Source organism: Streptomyces roseoviridis (assembly GCF_039535235.1).
GTDB classification, from domain to species: domain Bacteria; phylum Actinomycetota; class Actinomycetes; order Streptomycetales; family Streptomycetaceae; genus Streptomyces; species Streptomyces roseoviridis.
On sequence record NZ_BAAAWU010000001.1, the window covers coordinates 1,321,778 to 1,337,707 of the forward strand.

General features: G+C 70.2%; 13 protein-coding genes and 1 pseudogene. 2 read left to right on the top strand and 12 right to left on the bottom strand.

Annotated features, from left to right (window positions below):
• Positions 1-64: 64 nt before the first annotated feature.
• From ABD954_RS05970 to ABD954_RS05995, 6 genes are all read right to left on the bottom strand, one after another.
• Complete coding sequence (locus tag ABD954_RS05970) at positions 65-958, bottom strand: anchored repeat-type ABC transporter permease subunit (protein WP_345484721.1); 894 nt, start codon at positions 956-958, stop codon at positions 65-67.
• On the bottom strand, positions 955-1,722 hold the full coding sequence (locus ABD954_RS05975) for an anchored repeat-type ABC transporter ATP-binding subunit (RefSeq protein WP_345484722.1): 768 nt from the start codon (positions 1,720-1,722) through the stop codon (positions 955-957). Before ABD954_RS05975 ends, ABD954_RS05970 begins: the two co-directional genes overlap by 4 nt.
• On the bottom strand, positions 1,719-3,347 hold the full coding sequence (locus tag ABD954_RS05980) for a TIGR03773 family transporter-associated surface protein (RefSeq protein ID WP_345484723.1): 1,629 nt from the start codon (positions 3,345-3,347) through the stop codon (positions 1,719-1,721). The genes ABD954_RS05975 and ABD954_RS05980 overlap by 4 nt, the downstream gene beginning before the upstream one ends.
• Positions 3,344-4,885, bottom strand: coding sequence for an anchored repeat ABC transporter, substrate-binding protein (locus ABD954_RS05985; protein ID WP_345484725.1), 1,542 nt, complete (start codon positions 4,883-4,885; stop codon positions 3,344-3,346). Before ABD954_RS05985 ends, ABD954_RS05980 begins: the two co-directional genes overlap by 4 nt.
• An 80-nt stretch (positions 4,886-4,965) precedes the next feature.
• Positions 4,966-6,669 (bottom strand): choice-of-anchor M domain-containing protein, encoded by a 1,704-nt coding sequence (locus ABD954_RS05990; RefSeq protein WP_345484726.1) that lies wholly within the window; start codon positions 6,667-6,669, stop codon positions 4,966-4,968.
• Between the two features lie 77 nt (positions 6,670-6,746).
• Positions 6,747-7,406 carry a choice-of-anchor M domain-containing protein gene (locus ABD954_RS05995; protein WP_345484727.1) on the bottom strand — a complete coding sequence of 220 codons (660 nt, stop codon included), beginning with the start codon at positions 7,404-7,406 and terminating at the stop codon, positions 6,747-6,749.
• A gap of 280 nt (positions 7,407-7,686) precedes the next feature.
• On the opposite strand from ABD954_RS05995, the gene ABD954_RS06000 reads away from it, so the two are divergent.
• Both ABD954_RS06000 and ABD954_RS06005 read left to right on the top strand, forming a co-directional pair.
• The gene (locus ABD954_RS06000) at positions 7,687-8,043 is read left to right on the top strand and encodes a Fur family transcriptional regulator (RefSeq protein ID WP_382745974.1); all 357 of its coding nucleotides are present in this window, start codon (positions 7,687-7,689) and stop codon (positions 8,041-8,043) included.
• A 675-nt stretch (positions 8,044-8,718) separates the two neighbouring features.
• On the top strand, positions 8,719-9,138 hold the full coding sequence (locus ABD954_RS06005; protein ID WP_345484729.1) for a PPOX class F420-dependent oxidoreductase: 420 nt from the start codon (positions 8,719-8,721) through the stop codon (positions 9,136-9,138).
• Here the strand turns inward: ABD954_RS06005 and ABD954_RS06010 are convergent.
• The 6 genes and pseudogenes from ABD954_RS06010 to ABD954_RS06035 form a co-directional block, all read right to left on the bottom strand.
• Positions 9,098-10,084 carry a DUF5655 domain-containing protein gene (locus ABD954_RS06010; RefSeq protein ID WP_345491987.1) on the bottom strand — a complete coding sequence of 329 codons (987 nt, stop codon included), beginning with the start codon at positions 10,082-10,084 and terminating at the stop codon, positions 9,098-9,100. The genes ABD954_RS06005 and ABD954_RS06010 overlap by 41 nt on opposite strands.
• A 428-nt stretch (positions 10,085-10,512) precedes the next feature.
• Positions 10,513-11,526, bottom strand: coding sequence for a TIGR03842 family LLM class F420-dependent oxidoreductase (locus ABD954_RS06015; protein WP_345484730.1), 1,014 nt, complete (start codon positions 11,524-11,526; stop codon positions 10,513-10,515).
• A 51-nt stretch (positions 11,527-11,577) separates the two neighbouring features.
• Positions 11,578-12,969: a dihydropyrimidinase gene (gene hydA, locus ABD954_RS06020; RefSeq protein ID WP_345484731.1), complete on the bottom strand. Its 1,392-nt coding sequence runs from the start codon at positions 12,967-12,969 to the stop codon at positions 11,578-11,580.
• A 145-nt stretch (positions 12,970-13,114) separates the two neighbouring features.
• Positions 13,115-13,591, bottom strand: a pseudogene (locus ABD954_RS06025) (amidohydrolase family protein); the annotation flags it as partial.
• Positions 13,592-13,595: 4 nt separating this feature from the next.
• Positions 13,596-14,891: an aspartate aminotransferase family protein gene (locus ABD954_RS06030; RefSeq protein WP_345484732.1), complete on the bottom strand. Its 1,296-nt coding sequence runs from the start codon at positions 14,889-14,891 to the stop codon at positions 13,596-13,598.
• On the bottom strand, positions 14,888-15,730 hold the full coding sequence (locus ABD954_RS06035; RefSeq protein WP_345484733.1) for a nitrilase-related carbon-nitrogen hydrolase: 843 nt from the start codon (positions 15,728-15,730) through the stop codon (positions 14,888-14,890). The genes ABD954_RS06030 and ABD954_RS06035 overlap by 4 nt, the downstream gene beginning before the upstream one ends.
• Positions 15,731-15,930: the final 200 nt, after the last annotated feature.

A 15,930-nucleotide genomic window follows, 5' to 3' on the forward strand; every position in this document is an offset into this window, starting at 1 on the left:
AGCCCAGTGGGGCGCCGCGAGATTCTCGCGGCGCCCCACTTCGTTCCCATTGCCTGTCCGTCTTCTATACGGTCGCCTCTCGCGTGGGCTCCGGCGCGTGCGGTGTCGCTGTGGGCACCGCTCGACGGCGGGCACGGGTCAGGAGGCCGTGCTTGGGGGCGAGGCACCAGGTGAGGGCGAAGATCCCGGTGAGGACGACGACGATGGAGCCGCCGGCGGCCAGGTCGTAGGCGTAGGACACGTACAGGCCGCCCAGGGTGCCGGCGCAGCCGATGCCGGACGCCAGAGCGGTCATGACACCGAGCCGGTCGGTGAGCATGCGCGCGGTCGCGGCGGGCGTGATGAGCAGCGCGAGGACGAGGATGTTGCCGACGGCCTCCAGGGACATGACGATCGTCGTCGTCACCACGATGTAGAGCACCAGGTCGAGGCCGAAGACCGGCAGCCCGGCGGCGCGGGCCGTCTCCCGGTCCAGGGTCACGGCGATGAGCTCCTTGCGCAGCAGGAGGACGACCGTGACGAGGACGGCGCCGATGGCCGCCACCGTCCACACGTCCTCGGGGCCGACGGCGAGGACCTGGCCGAAGAGGAAGGAGGACAGGTCGGTCGTCCAGCTGTCGCGGGTGGACACCAGGACGATGCCGAGGCCGAAGGCGAACGCGAAGAAGACGCCGATGACGGTGTCCTCCTTCAGCCGCCGGTTCTGCGAGACGAAGGCGATGAGCACGGCGGTGGTGACACCGGCGGCGGCGCCGCCGAGCAGCAGGTTGCCCTCCAGGGCGTAGGCGAGCGCCACCCCGGGGAACGCGGAGTGGGCGACGGCGTCGCCGATGAAGGCCATGCCGCGCAGGACGACGTAGACCCCGACGACCCCGCACACGAGGCCGACGACCGCGGCGACCGCGAAGGCGCGCTGCATGAAGGGCAGTTCCCAGGGGGAGAGCAGAAACTCGATCACGCCGCCGCCTCCTTGTCGGAGGTCCGCTGGTGCGGCACGGCCGCCCGGTCGAGGCCGAAGGCCCGGAGCATACGGTCCGGGTCGGAGAGCAGCTCCGGTCCGCCCTCGGCGACCACCGTCCGGTTGAGCAGGACGACGCGGGTGCAGGTGCGGGCGGCGGCCGCCAGGTCGTGGGTGGTCATCAGCAGGGCGGTTCCGTCCTCGGCCAGCCGGCCGAACAGGTCGTTGAGCAGTTCCTGCGTGGGGACGTCGACGCCGGTGAACGGCTCGTCCAGGAGCAGGATCCGTGGTTCGGCGGCCAGTGCACGGGCTACGAGGACGCGTTGCCGCTGGCCGCCCGACAGCTCGCCGATGGGCCGGCGCCGCAGGTCGGTGAGCCCGGTGAGCTCCAGGGCCCGCTCCACGGCGGCGTGGTCGGCCGCCGCTGGCCGGCGCAGCCATCCGATGCGCTTGGTACGGCCGGACAGGACGGCGCCCGTGATGTCGACCGGGAAGTCCCAGGCGAACTCGTGCCGCTGGGGGACGTAGCCGATCAGCCGCCGTGCCTCGGAGACGGGCTGCCCGGCCACGAGGACGCGGCCGGACGCGAGCGGGGTCAGGCCGAGAACCGCGCGCAGCAGGGTGGTCTTGCCGGCGCCGTTGGGTCCGATCAGCCCGACCAGTTGCCCCGGGCGGACCGAGAGGTGGGCGTCCTCGAGCGCGATGCGGCCTCCCAGGGCGACGGTGACGCCTTCGGCCCGCAGGACGGGAGCCTCGTCGCTCATGCCCTTGCTCCGTTCCGCTGCTCCCGGCGACGGTTCAGCACGACGAGCGCGGTGCCGGCGGCGGCGAGCGCCACGGCGCCGCCACCCATGAGCACGACGTCTTCCGCACCGGTGCTCGCCATGGAGCCCGAGGTGCCGTTGCCCTGCCCCGAGCTGCCGTTACCCTGCCCCGAATTGCCGCTGCCCTCTCCCGTCCCTGCGGACGCGGACGTGCCCCCGTCCGGACCGGGCTTGCCGTCGGGCCCCGTGGACGATCCCCCGGTTCCGGACGCGCCGCCGGACGGGCTGACGGAACCCGGGTCCGTCTTGTCGCCCACCACGAACGTGACGGTCTCGGTGTCGGTCGAGGCGGAGCCGTTCGCCAGGGTGCCGGTCATGGAGAGGGTCAGCCGGTGGACGCCCTCGCCCCGGAAGGCCCAACCGCCGTGCGCGTGCGTGTTGGCCGGTACGTCGATGGTGTCCGGTACGCCGTCCTTGCTGTTGAAGAGGACGGACGCTCCCGAGAGGCCGTCGTACGTGTAGAGGGCGAAGCCGCCCGGCCCGTCGGCCTTGGTCAGTCCGAACTTCACGCCGCCCTTGAGCGCGCCCGCCTCGACGTTGTCCGTGGACCAGCCGGGCCACAGCAGGCCCTCCTGCTGGACCTGGTCGAGGAGCCATATCGGGTCGCCGGCCTTGCCCAGGAAGGAGAAGGTGTCCCCCGCCGGGATCTGCTTCTTAGCGGCGGACTTGATGTGGAGCACTACCGAGGAGGGTTCGCGCCAGGTGGTCTTGCCTGCGACCGTGCCGTCCTTGACCTGGATCTGGAGCTTTCCGTCGACGACGCGGGCGGCGATGTCGAGGTGCCCTTCCGCGAGCACCTTCTTCTCGGTGGCGGCCTTGGTGGTGGCGGGCGCCTGCGCGGCGCGCGGAGCGCCGACACGCGCCTGGACGGACTGGGCGCCCTTGGTCCGGACGGGCTGGTCGAGTGAGGGCGTGGCCGTGCCGGACGGCTGGGGTGCGGAGCCGGGTTCGCCTGTGACGGGCGGTACCGGTTCGCCCGGGGCCGGGAGCGGGAGCGGTGACGCGGCCACGGCGCCGTTGCCGACCCGTACCGTCAGCGTCGTCGTCCGGCGGACGGGATCGTGCTCCGCCGACGGGTCGGCGAGCGTGAGCAGGTACGTCCCCGGGGCGGTGAACGCCCAGCGGGCGACGGGCCCGGCAACGCCCTCGGTACGGGGCGGGATCGCGTAGCCGTCCTCGGGGAGCCCCTCGGCGGCGCCGCTGTGCGCCAGCGGCTCGGGGCCCGTCCCCTCCCCCGCCCGGTGGATGACGAGGGCGCCGGGTCCTTCGACGCCCGTGAGCGTGAGGCCGGCGGTGCCCACGGGCTCCTCGGTCTCCCACACCCGCGTGCCCGGGGCACCCAGGAAGGCGTACGAGGCGTCGTCCGGGACGACGACCAGATGCGTGTCGTCGATGCCGATCGCCTGACCGGCCACCGGCTCCGTGGGCGCCGCCGTCGCGGCCGGGCCGGGTTCGTCGGTCACGGCGAGGGCCGCGGCGGCGGGACTCAGCGCCATGGCGGTGCCGAGGGCGGCGCAGCTCAGCGCGATCCGGCCCGTCGTCCCCTTCTTCCGTACGCTCGTCATCGGTTGCTGCTTCCCTTTCCGCCCAGGCAGCGGGCGAGTTCGTCGGCGTTGTGGCGCATCATCCCGACGTAGTCGTGGACCTTGTCGTCGAAGGAGTCGCCGTAGATCGTGCAGAGGCCGACGCCCTCGTCCTGGGCGACCCGGCGCAGGATGTCGGCGCGTGCGGCGAGGTTGGGTTCGAGGAAGACGGCCGGGACCTTCTTCTGCCGGATGGTGCTGCGCAGCTTCTCGACCTCCGCCGCGCTCGGCTCCTGGTTCGGTACGGGGACGACGAAGCCCGCGACCTCCATGCCGTATGCCTTGGCGAGGTAGCCGAAGGCGTCGTGCGTGGTGATGAGCTTGCGGTTGGCCTCGGGGACGGTCGCGAGGGTGGCGGCGACGTCCTTGTGGAGGTCGGCGAGCTTGCTCAGGTACGCCTTGGTGTTGCGCTCGTAGACGGCCTTGCCGGCGGGGTCGGCCTTGGTGAGTTCGGCCTGGATGCGGCGCGCGTACGCCTCGGCGTTGGAGACGTCGCCCCAGGCGTGCGGGTCCATGTCGCCGTGGACGTGCTTGCCGATGACGGCCTGCGGCAGCACCCAGATGTCCTGGCCGGCCGAGCCGAGGAAGCGGTACTGCGGTTCCTTGGGCACCTTCTGCTTCGCCCGGTCGGGCACGTTCAGCGCCACGGCCGTGCCGGCCATGCGCACCCGCTCGCCGGTGGCCTTCTCGTCGGTCCGTACGTAGACCGATTTCTCCTGGGCGTTGAGGGTGAGGTCGGCGTGGCCGCCATCGAGCGCCTTGCGGCCCCTGGCCGCCTTGTTGTGCGCGGCGCCGCCGACGGTGAAGGTGACGGTGCCCTGCCCGGCGTCGGTGGTCTTTCCGTCCAGTGCCTCGACCTGGCCGCGTACGGTCAGTTCGTACGTACCGGGCTTGGTGAAGACCCAGTTGACGTGGGTGTGCGCCTCGGGCGGCAGGGTGAAGGAGTCCTTGCCGTCGAGGCCGTCGGAGGAGTCGATGTAGCTGGTGGGGTTGCCGAGCGTGTCGGTGAGGTAGACGTGCAGGTCTCCCGGCCCGGTGAGCTTCACGGCGGTGGTACGGACGTGTGCCCCGTCGCCGGCGACCTTGCCCTCCACGGCCCAGCCCAGCCACAGCACGTCGAGCCCGAGGTCCTCCTCCAGCTTCATGACCGTGCCGCCGAACTGCTCCAGCTTGGCGGCGATCTCCACCTTCGGCGCGTCCTTGCGGGCGTTGTTGTGGATCATCTTCATGATCCCGGGCTCCTCCAGGAGCAGCCCGTTGGAGAAGACGAGGTCGGCCCGGGCGACCTTGGCCGTGTCGCCCGGGCTGGGCTCGTAGGAGTGCGGGTCGCCGTGGTGCGGCACGATCGAGGTGACGTCGACGCGCTCGCCGCCGACCCGGCGTACCAGGTCGGCGATGATGCCGGTCGTCGTCGAGACCGTCAGGGCGGCGTCGGACGTGCCGGGGCCGGTGCCCGAGCAGCCGGCCAGCAGCAGGGCACCGGCCAGTGCGAGAGCGGTTCTTCGTGGTGCGGTGCGCACGACGGAAACTCCTTGGTTGGTACGGAGGAGGACCGGCTCCGGGGCGGGGAGGGACGGCCATGACGCCCCGGAGCCGGCGGTCAGTGAGCGGTGGTGGGGATCGTCTCGACCTCCCGGCGGCGGCGGGCGGCGAGGAAGGCCACCGTTCCGGAGCAGACGGCGGCGAGCGACAGGCCGATCGGGAGCAGCGCGGAGCTGCCGGTGGACGCCAGACGGCCGCCTGCCGATCCGCTGGTGGCCTGGACACCGTTCCCGGTGCCGCCGACCGATCCGGAAGCACCCTGCGAGGTGTCCTGCGAGGGGTTCATTCCGCCGGTGGCCGGTGGGGACGTCGACGCGGACGGGGCGGGCGGGGAGACGGTCGCGGTGGTGCTCGGGGTGGCGGTGGGAGTGGCGGTCGCGGGAGCGGTGGGCTCGGTCCCCCGGCCCGGCTTCACCGTCGCCGGGTCGGTGGATCCCACGGCCCAGGCGATCGTGGCGGTGTCGCTCAGCTTCGTGCCGTCGGCGAGGGTGGCGGCGACGGTGAAGGTCGTGCGGTAGACGCCTTCCTTGGTGAAGGCCCACGCGGAGTGGGAGTGGCTGCCGGCGGTGTGTTCGAACGCGTCGGGCAGCCCGTCGCCGCTGTTGACGAGGGTGGTGCTGTCCATCGAGTTGTCGTTGATGATGGCGAGGGTGCCGGGGCCCTGGAGGGACTCGACGCGGTAGGTGATCCTGCCCTTGACCTGGGAGGCGGAGAACCCTTCGGTGTTCCAGCCGGGCCAGACGAGTCCGGCGAGCTGAGTGGACGGGAGCCACCACACGGGGTCCCCGGGTGTGCCGAGGAAGTCGTACGCCTCGGTGATACGGCGCTTGGCCGCGGGCTTCACATGGATGACGACGTCGTCGGGCTCCAGCCACCGCGGGGCCTGGGGTGTGCCCTCCTTGATCTGGAAGGCGAGCTTTCCGGCTTCCACCGGGCGGGCGGCCAGGTCGATGTGTCCGTCGGCGATGATGTGCGCGGCCGGCGGCGCCGTCGAGGTCGGCGTCGGGGTGGACGGAGTCGGGGTGGTGGGCGTGGGGGTCGGTGTGGAGCCGTCCCCGGGCCGTACCTGCGTCGGGTCCGTGGAGCCGACGGCGACGGCGAGGGTCTCGGTGTCGCTGACCTTCGTCCCGTCGGCCAGTGTCGCGCTCACGGTGAGGGTGAGCCGGTGGACACCTTCGGCGGCGAAGCCCCACGTGGGCGCGAACCGGTCCGGCCCTTGGGGCAGGGCGAAGGAACGGTAGGCGGGGTCTTCGCTGTTGAGGTGCTGGACGGGCTCCTGGTCCGACCCCTCCATCTCTTCGGTGAAGGTGTAGAGCGCGAACCGCCCCTCCCCCTGCGAGCGGTCGAGCGTGACCTCGACCGACCGCGCCCCGGCCAGGCCCGTCCAGCCCGGCGCGAGCGCGAAGATGTCCTTCGCGTGACGGCCGTTCAGGAACCACCCGTACAGCCCGTCCCCCAGGATCGGGTTGACCGGCGAGATGATCGATTCCTTGGCCTCGGGGACCACGTGCAGCACGACCGCGGAGGGTTCGCGCACCACGGTCGTCGCGCCGGTGCGGTCGGCGATCCGCAGGTCGAGCCGGCCGTCGGCGAGCTGGGGTACGAAGTCGATGTCGCCCTGGGCGAGTACGACGGCGGCGGCATCGGCGTGGGCGGTTCCGCCAGCCGCCGCGACGAGGCCGGCCGCGGTGGCGAGCAGCGCCGCGGCCAGGGTGCCGGCGGTCACCGCGACGGCTCGACGGCCGTGGGTCAGGACGCTCATGGTCCCTTTCTCCTTGCCATGGCGGTGGCCCGTCCGTGCGGCGGGGCACGGGCGGGTCACCGCGTTCGATGGGCCGGTCAGTTGGAGACGGTGAAGGTGTACGTGGCCGTGGCCGACTTGGCGACGCCGCCCACGGTGCCGGTCACCGTGAAGTTCACCTTGTAGGTGCCGGGCTCCTCGAAGGCCCAGTTGGCGTGGTCGTGCCCGCCGACGGCGAACGTCTTGTTCTTGTACGAGGTGGTGGTACCGCTGTCCCAGTAGCGGTCCACGGTCGAACCATTGACCTTGTAGACGCTGAAGTCGTCCGTGGCGGCGCCGTTGCGGGTCACGGTGCCGAGCTTGTACTGCACGGTGTTGTTGGCGAACACACCGGTGGCCAGGTGCTCGGTGGAGATACCGGGCCACAGGATGTTCTTGGCGGTCGCCGTGGCCTCGTCTTGGGGCAGGACCCAGACCTGGGCTCCGGTGCCGAGGAAGCCGTACTGCGTGCCGGACGGGCGCGCGACCTTGGCCGCGGCCGGTACGGAGAGGACCGCGTCGGCCGGGGCGTACTCGGCGGCGTTGGTCTCGTCGTGCACGTGGAGCGTGAAGACAGCGCCGTCCCACTCCGCGTCGAGGACGTCGACGTGGCCGGTGGAGAGCGTCGTCGCGGCGAAGGCGGAGCTGTTGAGCCCGGCCACGGCGAGCGCGGCGGCGGCCACGCCGGTGACGGTCATCAGGCGCTTACGGGTGTGCAAGGTAACCCCCCATGGGTCATGTCCATGTCTGTCATGGAACACCGAGACGATAATCATTTTCGTTAACCCATCGCAACCCCCCTTCTCACCCCACGACACCGCGACCCCAGTTAGTTGCACCTGGATTTCATTTTCATCTATGCTGTCGGCTCCCCAGCTCACGAGGAGACAAGAGGAGATGGCTGGCGTGAGTCCGGCTGACTCCGGGCCGCGGACGCAACCTCAGCCCGGCGCGTGGAGACGTACGACCCGTCAGCGCGAAGCCGTGCACACCGCATTGATGCACTCACCTGACTTCGTCTCCGCCAAGGCGCTGCACGCGTCACTGGCCGCGACGGGGATGCCTACTGGCCTGACCACGGTGTATCGCGCGCTCCAGGCCCTCGAACGCGCCGGCCAGGTCGACACCGTCCGCGACGAGGCGGGAGAACGCCTGTACCGGATCCGCCCCGCAGGCGTACACCGCCACTACCTCATGTGCCGCGACTGCGGCCGCAGCCACCCGATCGACACAGAAGTCGTCGAACGCTGGGTCGCCGACGTAGCGGCGGCATCCGGCTTCAGCGACATCCACCACACCCTCGAGCTCACGGGCGACTGCGCAGACTGCCGACGTCCCTCAGCAACGGCCTGCTGACGGGAACGGCAGCGCATAGCGTGCAGCGCTCAAGGCACCATGCAGCTCGGACGTCAACTTCCGGCTGCCTGCGAGCCGGCCCGGCTGCTGAAGTCGCCGGTGACGGACCTCGGGATCGACGTGCCCGGCACTCCGGCGTCAGGTGGCCGTCCCGGCGCCAGGTCAGGAACAGACGGCGGGGAGCCGTCGGCCACTCGCACGGTGAGGGTCGTGGTCAGGCCGGCCCCAGGGATCCTCCCCGTCATCGCGCCATCCATCGCCTCCAGGAAGCCTCGGGCCACTTCCAAGACCAGGCCGACGCTTCGCCGCCGGCGCGTCTTCGTAGCGTTGGAGGGCACCGGAGACGCGGGGCTTGACCTCGTGGGGGGCGCCCGGGTCACATCGACGATGTTGGTCGGTCAGCCTGCGGAGTCGGCTGACGCCCGGGCAATGCAGCGGTCTGCGCGGACTCCTCGCAAGGATTCCGATGTACAGCCATACGGGGAGCGCGGCATCGATCACGTCAAGAGCCCTTCGGAAGCGACGCCTGACCTGGCCGCCCCTCGTGTGAAGCGACGGCCGGGGCCCGGCGCAGGTCCGGTTCGCCCTCGCGTTACGGTCGAGGCCCACGTCACGCACCGCACCACCAGGCCGGAGGGTGCTGTGCCGAGCCGTTCGCAACGAGGAGACCGACCGTTGGACACCGCCACCCCGCACACCGACGGAGACGACACGTTCTGGCAGGAGCGCAGGACCTGCTTCCTGACCACGCTCCGGCCAGACGGCACCCCGCATACCACTCCTGTCGGCGTCACCTACGACCCCGAGACTCGGATCGCCCGCGTCATCACCGACGGCGGCAACAAGAAGGTCCGCAACATCCGCGCTGCCCTGGCCGCCGGCACCGAAGCACGCGTCGCTGTGAGTCAGGCCGAAGGCCGACGCTGGTCCACCCTCGAAGGAACTGCCGTCATCAAGGATGACCCAGCGTCCGTCGCCGACGCCGAGCGCCGGTACACCGAGCGGTACAAGACCCCACGCGTGAACCCCCACCGGGTCGTCATCGAGATCACCGTCACCCGCGTCCTTGGCCCAACCAAGCCCTCTGGCTGGTGAAACTGCCCGGGATCGGTGCGGGGCGGAATGTAGCGGAATATAGGAGAGGATCCCCGGTTTCCGCCTCGTACGACTCGCGGAACAGCTCCAGCGCCCGTTCGACGTCCTTCTCCGAGCGCAGCTGGACCTCCAGGTGCCCCGTGCCGTGGTGCCCCAGCCCTGTCACGTCCCGGGTGAAGCCAGGCACGAGCTCGACTGCCGTCGGCGCAGCCTTGAGGTAGACGAGGAGCTTGTCCTGCCGGCCGGTGACACAGGCGAAGTTCCGCAGCCGCTGGTAGGCGTCGTACTGCTTGCGCGCCACCTTCGTCACGTCCTCCCCCAACCCTCGCAGCACCTCGTCGACGACCGTCGCGAGCTCCGTCATGGTGCCGGCCTTACGACGGGGCGCCTGCCCCTGCCCGCCCCGCGCAGTGTCCCGTCGGCCGGCCGGCCTGCCGGGGGCGGCGACCGAGGCGACCGTCTCCAGTGCGATGTGATGATCGCCGAACAGCCGGTACCGCACCAGGTCGATCGACCGGCGATGCTCGCGCACCGCGTGCAGGTCGTATCGCGTGAAGTCGCCGGCGATACAGATCAGCCGCGGCCCGCTCCACAGCACCGCCGAGGCCACGGTCGCACCGAGGCGCTCGCGGACCAGGGCATGGAATTCGTCCCGGTGGTCCATCAGCCACAGCATGTAGTACAGGCCCTGTGACAGGACACCGGGGTCGGTCGCCCTCTTGTACTCGACGATCACCGGCGAGCCGTTCTCGTCCAGCCCAAGCGAGTCGATACGTCCGCCGTGGACGGCGCCGGTGCTGTATTCGGACGCCACGAACCGGACGCCGAGCAGCGCCTCCATGTTCGCCTCGACAAGGCCCTGTACGTCCGCTTCGGCCGCAGCAAGCCGGGCCGTAAGCTCGTTCACGCCCCCGTGCACCGTCTGGAACAACCGCAGTTCCGACACCTCCCCCTCTTCGTAGACCCCTCCAACGCTCAGCGCCGCAGGCATATTTCCTCGCCAGGGTGCAACAACAGAGCACACTTGATCAGCGATGGCGGTGAGCGCACTGGGAGAGGTCGCGATCTGGTCGCGCGTGCAGCAGAAAGCCGCCCCTCCAACCGGAATGTCGTACCGGTCAAGAGGGGGCTCTTTGCAGCTGGTAGACCGTCAGCTCACGCGTAGGGCGTGCGCCACGTGCGTCCGATATGCGTCAAGATATCGCACCTAACACACGTAACGCCCATGATGCACACTCGGAAAACAGCAGGTCAGCAGCCTGTCGGCAGGCTTAAGGATCGCGACGCGCTCGACTTGATGGGCATCGGGAAAACGCGGACCAGCTGCTAATCAGCTTCGCCGTGGAGGTATGGGAGCCTACGCCTGCAGCCTCGTCAGTGGAGCGCGGGGATAATCTCGAAGCCGTAGGCGTCGATGGTGGCCTCGCGGTTGTCGTGCATGTTGTAGACGGCGAACTGGTCGACGCCGAGGTCACGGAGCGTACGGAGCTTGGCGATGTGGGCTTCGGCCGGGCCGAGGAGGCAGAAGCGGTCGACGATCTCGTCGGGGACGAAGTCGGTGGAGGGGTTCCCGGCGCGGCCGTGGTGGGAGTAGTCGTAGCCCTGGCGGTTCTTGATGTACGCGGTGAGCTCGTCGGGCACCATGTCGGAGTGCTCGCCGTACCGGGCGACCAGATCGGCGACGTGGTTTCCGACCATGCCGCCGAACCACCGGCACTGGTCGCGCGCGTGGGCCAGGGCGTCGGGCGAGTCGTCCGCCGTCACGTACGCCGGGGCGGCGACGCAGATGGTCACGGATGACGGGTCGCGGCCGGCGTCGGTGGCGGCCTGGCGGACGGCCTTGACCATCCACTCGGTGAGGAAGGGGTCGGCGAGCTGGAGAATAAAGCCGTCCGCCTTCTGTCCCGCCAGCGCGAGCGCCTTCGGCCCGTACGCCGCCATCCACACCGGCAGCTTGCCGTTCTTCACCCACGGGATGCGGATCGGGTTGCCGTCGACGCTCGCCTCCCGCCCCTCGGCGAGGTCCCGGATGACGTCGATGGCCTCGCCGAGCCGGGCGAGCGTGTTGGGCTTGCGGCCGGCGACCCGCATCGCGGAGTCGCCGCGGCCGATGCCGCACACGGTCCGGTTGCCGAACATGTCGTTGAGGGTCGCGAAGGTGGAGGCGGTCACCTCCCACGTCCGCGTCCCCGGGTTCGTCACCATCGGACCCACGTGGAGCTTGGTGGTGTGCTCAAGGATCTGGCTGTAGATGACGAAGGGTTCCTGCCACAGCACGGTGGAGTCGAAGGTCCAGCCGTAGCGGAAGCCGTTGCGCTCCGCCCGGCGCATCAGGCCGACGACCTGCGAGGCGGGCGGGTCGGTCTGCAGGACGAGTCCGAAGTCCACGCGGGACCTCCAAGTTCAAGTCGGTGCGGTGAAGTGAGTCCCCGCGCTGGGTCAGCCCAGGTACTGACAGGTCGAGCGCGGAACGAAGGTGCCGTGGCCCACGCGTCCCACGTACTTCCGCTGGTCGAGCACGAGTTCGCCGCGCGAGAGGACGGTCTCGACCTGGCCGGTGACCGTCTTCCCCTCGTACGCCGAGTAGTCGACGTTCATGTGGTGGGTCTCCGCCGACAGCACCTGCGTCGCGTGCGGGTCGTAGATGACGACGTCCGCGTCCGCGCCCGGCGCGATCGTCCCCTTCTGCGGATAGAGACCGAACATCCGGGCCGGGGTCGCGCAGGCGATCTCGATCCAGCGGCGGCGCGTGATGTGCCCCTCCACCACCGCTTGGTGCAGCAGATCCATGCGGTTCTCCACCCCCGGTAGACCGTTCGGGATCTTCGAGAAGTCGCCGCGGCCCAGTTCCTTCTGCCCCACGAAGCAGAACGGGCAGTGGTCCGTCGACACCACCTGGAGGTCGTTCGTCCGCAGGCCCCGCCACAGCGCCGCCTGGTGCTCCTTCGGCCGCAGCGGCGTCGAGCAGACGTACTTGGCGCCCTCGAAGTCCGGCTCCGCGAGGTTGTCGGTGGAGAGGAACAGGTACTGGGGGCAGGTCTCGCCGAAGACCGGCAGGCCCATGTCCCGCGCCGCCGCCAGCTCGGCCACGGCCTCCTGCGCGGAGACGTGGACGACATAGAGCGGGGAGCCGGCGACCCGGGCCAGCTGGATCGCCCGGTGTGTCGCCTCCGCCTCAAGCAGGGCCTTGCGGACCTCCCCGTGATAGCGGGGGTCGGTCTCGCCCCTCGCCAGCGCCTGTTCCACCAGGACGTCGATCGCGATGCCGTTCTCCGCGTGCATCATGATCAGCCCGCCGGTTTCGCCGGCCACCTGCATAGCCCGCAGGATCTGCCCGTCATCCGAAAAGAAGACCCCCGGATACGCCATAAACAATTTGAACGAGGAAATCCCATGCTCGATGAGTTTCGGCATCTCCTTGAGCGTCGACTCGTTCACGTCCGACATAATCATGTGGAACGCGTAGTCGATCGCGCAGTTTCCGTCCGCCTTCTCCATCCAGGCGTTCAGGCCGGCCTGCAGCGAATGGCCCTTCGCCTGCACCGCGAAATCGACGATCGTCGTCGTCCCGCCCCACGCCGCCGCCCGCGTGCCCGTCTCGAACGTGTCCGACGCGAACGTGCCGCCGAACGGCAGCTCCATATGCGTGTGCGCATCCACCCCGCCCGGGATCACATACTTCTGCGACGCGTCGATCACCCGGTCCGCCGTCCACTCCTGCGTCCCCGGCGCCGCCAACGCCACCACCCGGCCGTGCTCGATCAACACATCCGCGTGCACCTCGTCCGCGGCCGTGATCACAAGACCGCCGGTAATAAGAGTCCGAGTCATGCCCCCGCCATCCCTTCACGCCGACCGCCGAACAGGCCACCACCGGCACGGGCCGAGGCCACGCCCCGGCCCGCCAACCCCGTCACGCCGCCACCCCGCACGGCACGCGGCCTACTCCGCTAGAAAATCCCGGGTCACGCGACCGAACGAAACTCTTGAACGAGGAGATCCCTTCCTCGACCAACTTGTCCATCTCCTTGAGCGTGTGCTCGTTGACGTCGGAGAGGATCATGTGGAAGGCGTAGTCGACGGCGCACCTGCCGTCGGCCTTCTCGTACCAGGTGTCGAGGCCCTCGCGCAGGCTGCGGCCGACGGTCTGGACGGCGAAGTCGACGATGGTGGTGGTGCCGCCCCAGGCGGCGGCGCGGGTGCCGGTCTCGAAGGTGTCGGAGGCGAAGGTGCCGCCGAAGGGGAGCTCCATGTGGGTGTGGGCGTCGACACCGCCCGGGATGACATAGCGGTCGGTGGCGTCGATGACGCGCTCGGCGGTCCAGCCGGCGGCGACGTCCGAGCCGTGGGCCGCGAGGGCGGCGATCCGCCCGTCCTCGATGAGGACGTCGGCGTGGAGCTCGTCGGCGGCGGTGAGGACGAGCCCGCCCCTGATGAGTGTGCGGGTGCTCACGGGACTACTCCCCTGCGGACGGGAGGGAACGGAGGGCCTGTTCGAGGATCGCCGCGCCTTCCTCGGCCTCGGCGACGGTCAGCGAGAGCGGGGGCGCGATGCGCAGGGTGCTGGTGTTGTGGCCGCCGCCCTTGCCGATGAGGAGGCCGTTCGCGCGGGTGGTCTCCAGGACGGCGGCCGCGGCGTCGGGGTCGGCCCGGTCGGTGCCGGGTTCGGTGAGTTCGATGCCGATCATCAGGCCGCGTCCGCGGACTTCGCGTACGGCGTCGGTGCCGGCCGCGGCGGCCCGGATCCGTTCGATGAGGAGGCCGCCGACGCGGCGGGCGTTGCCCTGGAGGTCGTGCTCGAGGAGGTACGAGAGGTTGGCGAGTCCGGCGGCCATGGTGACGGGTGAACCGCCGAAGGTGGAGATGGAGTTGGCGTCGAGGCAGTTCATGATCTCGCCGCGGGCGACGACGCCGCCGATGGACATGCCGTTGCCGATGCCCTTGGCGAAGGTGACGATGTCGGGCGGTCCGGCCTGGCCGTGTGCCTGCCAGCCCCAGAAGTGCTCGCCGGTGCGGCCCCAGCCGGTCTGCACCTCGTCGGCGATCCACAGGATGCCGTGCCGGTCGAGGACCCTGCGGAAGGCGGCGTAGAGGCCGTCGGGCGGGGAGGTGAAGCCGCCGACGCCCTGGATGGGTTCGGCGATGAGGGCGGCGACGTCCCGGGTGTGGCCGAGCAGGTCCTCCAGGTCGGCGACGCAGGCGTCGATGAACCGCTCGTCGGTGTACTGGGCGTACGGGCCGCGGGTGCGGACGCCGCCGTGCACGTACAGGGTCTGGAGCGGGGAGAGGCCGGTGGGCGACCAGGAGCGGTTGCCGGTGATGCCGACGGTGGAGAAGGAGCGGCCGTGGTAGCTGTTGCGCATCGCCAGGATCTGGTTCGAGCGGCGGTACGCGGTGGCGAGGAGGAGCGCGGTGTCGTTGGCCTCGGTGCCGGAGGTGGTGAAGAAGACGCGCGCGTCGGGGATGCCGGAGAGGGCGGCGACGCGCTCGGCGAGCTCCACCATCGGGCGGTTGAGGTAGAGGGTGGAGGAGTGGATGATCCGCCCGGCCTGTTCGGCGACCGCCTTGGTGACCTCGGGCAGGGCGTGGGCGGTCATGGTGGTGAGGATGCCGCCGAAGAAGTCGAGGTAGCGGTTGCCGTCGGCGTCCCAGACGTGGCGGCCCTCGCCGTGGGTGAGCTCGATGGGGTTCTTGTAGTAGAGGGCGAGCCAGTCGGGGGCGACGGCGCGGTGGCGTTCGTAGAGGCTGCTCACGGCTGCACCAGCCCGTCGTACGCGTCGGGGCGGCGGTCGCGGTAGAAGGCCCATTGCTGGCGGACCTGGTCGATGAGGCCGAAGTCGAGGTCGCGGACGACGAGTTCCTCTTCCTTGTCGGAGGCGACGTCGCCGACGAACCGGCCGCGCGGGTCGACGAAGTAGCTGGTGCCGTAGAAGTCGTTGTCGCCGTACTCCTCGATGCCGACCCGGTTGATGGCGGCGACGAAGTACTCGTTGGCGACGGCGGCGGCGGGCTGCTCCAGCTGCCAGAGGTAGGAGGACAGGCCGCGGTGGGTGGCCGAGGGGTTGTAGACCAACTGCGCGCCGTTGAGGCCGAGTTGGCGCCAGCCCTCGGGGAAGTGGCGGTCGTAGCAGATGTAGACGCCGACCTTGCCGACGGCGGTGTCGAAGACGGGCCAGCCGGCGTTGCCCGGACGGAAGTAGTACTTCTCCCAGAAGCCCTTGACCTGCGGGATGTGGTGCTTGCGGTACTTGCCGAGGTAGGTGCCGTCGGCGTCGATGACGGCGGCGGTGTTGTAGTAGAACCCGGCGCCCTCGACCTCGAAGACGGGCACGACGACGACCATCCCGGTCTCGCGGGCGAGGTCCTGCATCCGGCGCACGGTGGGCCCGTCGGGCACCGGCTCGGCCCAGCGGTAGTGCTCGGGCTCCTGGACCTGGCAGAAGTACGGGGCGTTGAACACCTCCTGGAACCCGATGACCTTCGCCCCCTGCCGGGCTGCCTCGCGGGCGTGCTCCTCATGCTTGGCGATCATGGATTCGGTGTCGCCGGTCCAGGTCGCCTGGACGAGCGCGGCGCGTACGACGTCGGTCATGAGCTGCTCCTTCGGCACGGCGTCAGAGAGCCTCTACGCACGTAGACGCGATGCGTAGGAGGAGAACGTAAGCCCCGTCACAGCCCGGAGCAAGACCACTGCCGCGAACCGGCGGAGTCGATCATGTTTCATACCCGAGTGGTCCACGTCGGACACGCACCGACACGTACGGACACGTCCCGGGCCCTGCCGCTCACCTC

Bases quoted from the DNA above. Each gene is read 5' to 3' on its own strand.
- ABD954_RS05975 (WP_345484722.1), bottom strand. From the start codon at position 1,722: ATGAGCGACGAGGCTCCCGTCCTGCGGGCCGAAGGCGTCACCGTCGCC.
- ABD954_RS05980 (WP_345484723.1), bottom strand. From the start codon at position 3,347: ATGACGAGCGTACGGAAGAAGGGGACGACGGGCCGGATCGCGCTGAGC.
- ABD954_RS05990 (WP_345484726.1), bottom strand. From the start codon at position 6,669: ATGAGCGTCCTGACCCACGGCCGTCGAGCCGTCGCGGTGACCGCCGGC.
- ABD954_RS06000 (WP_382745974.1), top strand. From the start codon at position 7,687: ATGCACTCACCTGACTTCGTCTCCGCCAAGGCGCTGCACGCGTCACTG.
- hydA (WP_345484731.1), bottom strand. From the start codon at position 12,969: ATGACTCGGACTCTTATTACCGGCGGTCTTGTGATCACGGCCGCGGAC.
- ABD954_RS06035 (WP_345484733.1), bottom strand. From the start codon at position 15,730: ATGACCGACGTCGTACGCGCCGCGCTCGTCCAGGCGACCTGGACCGGC.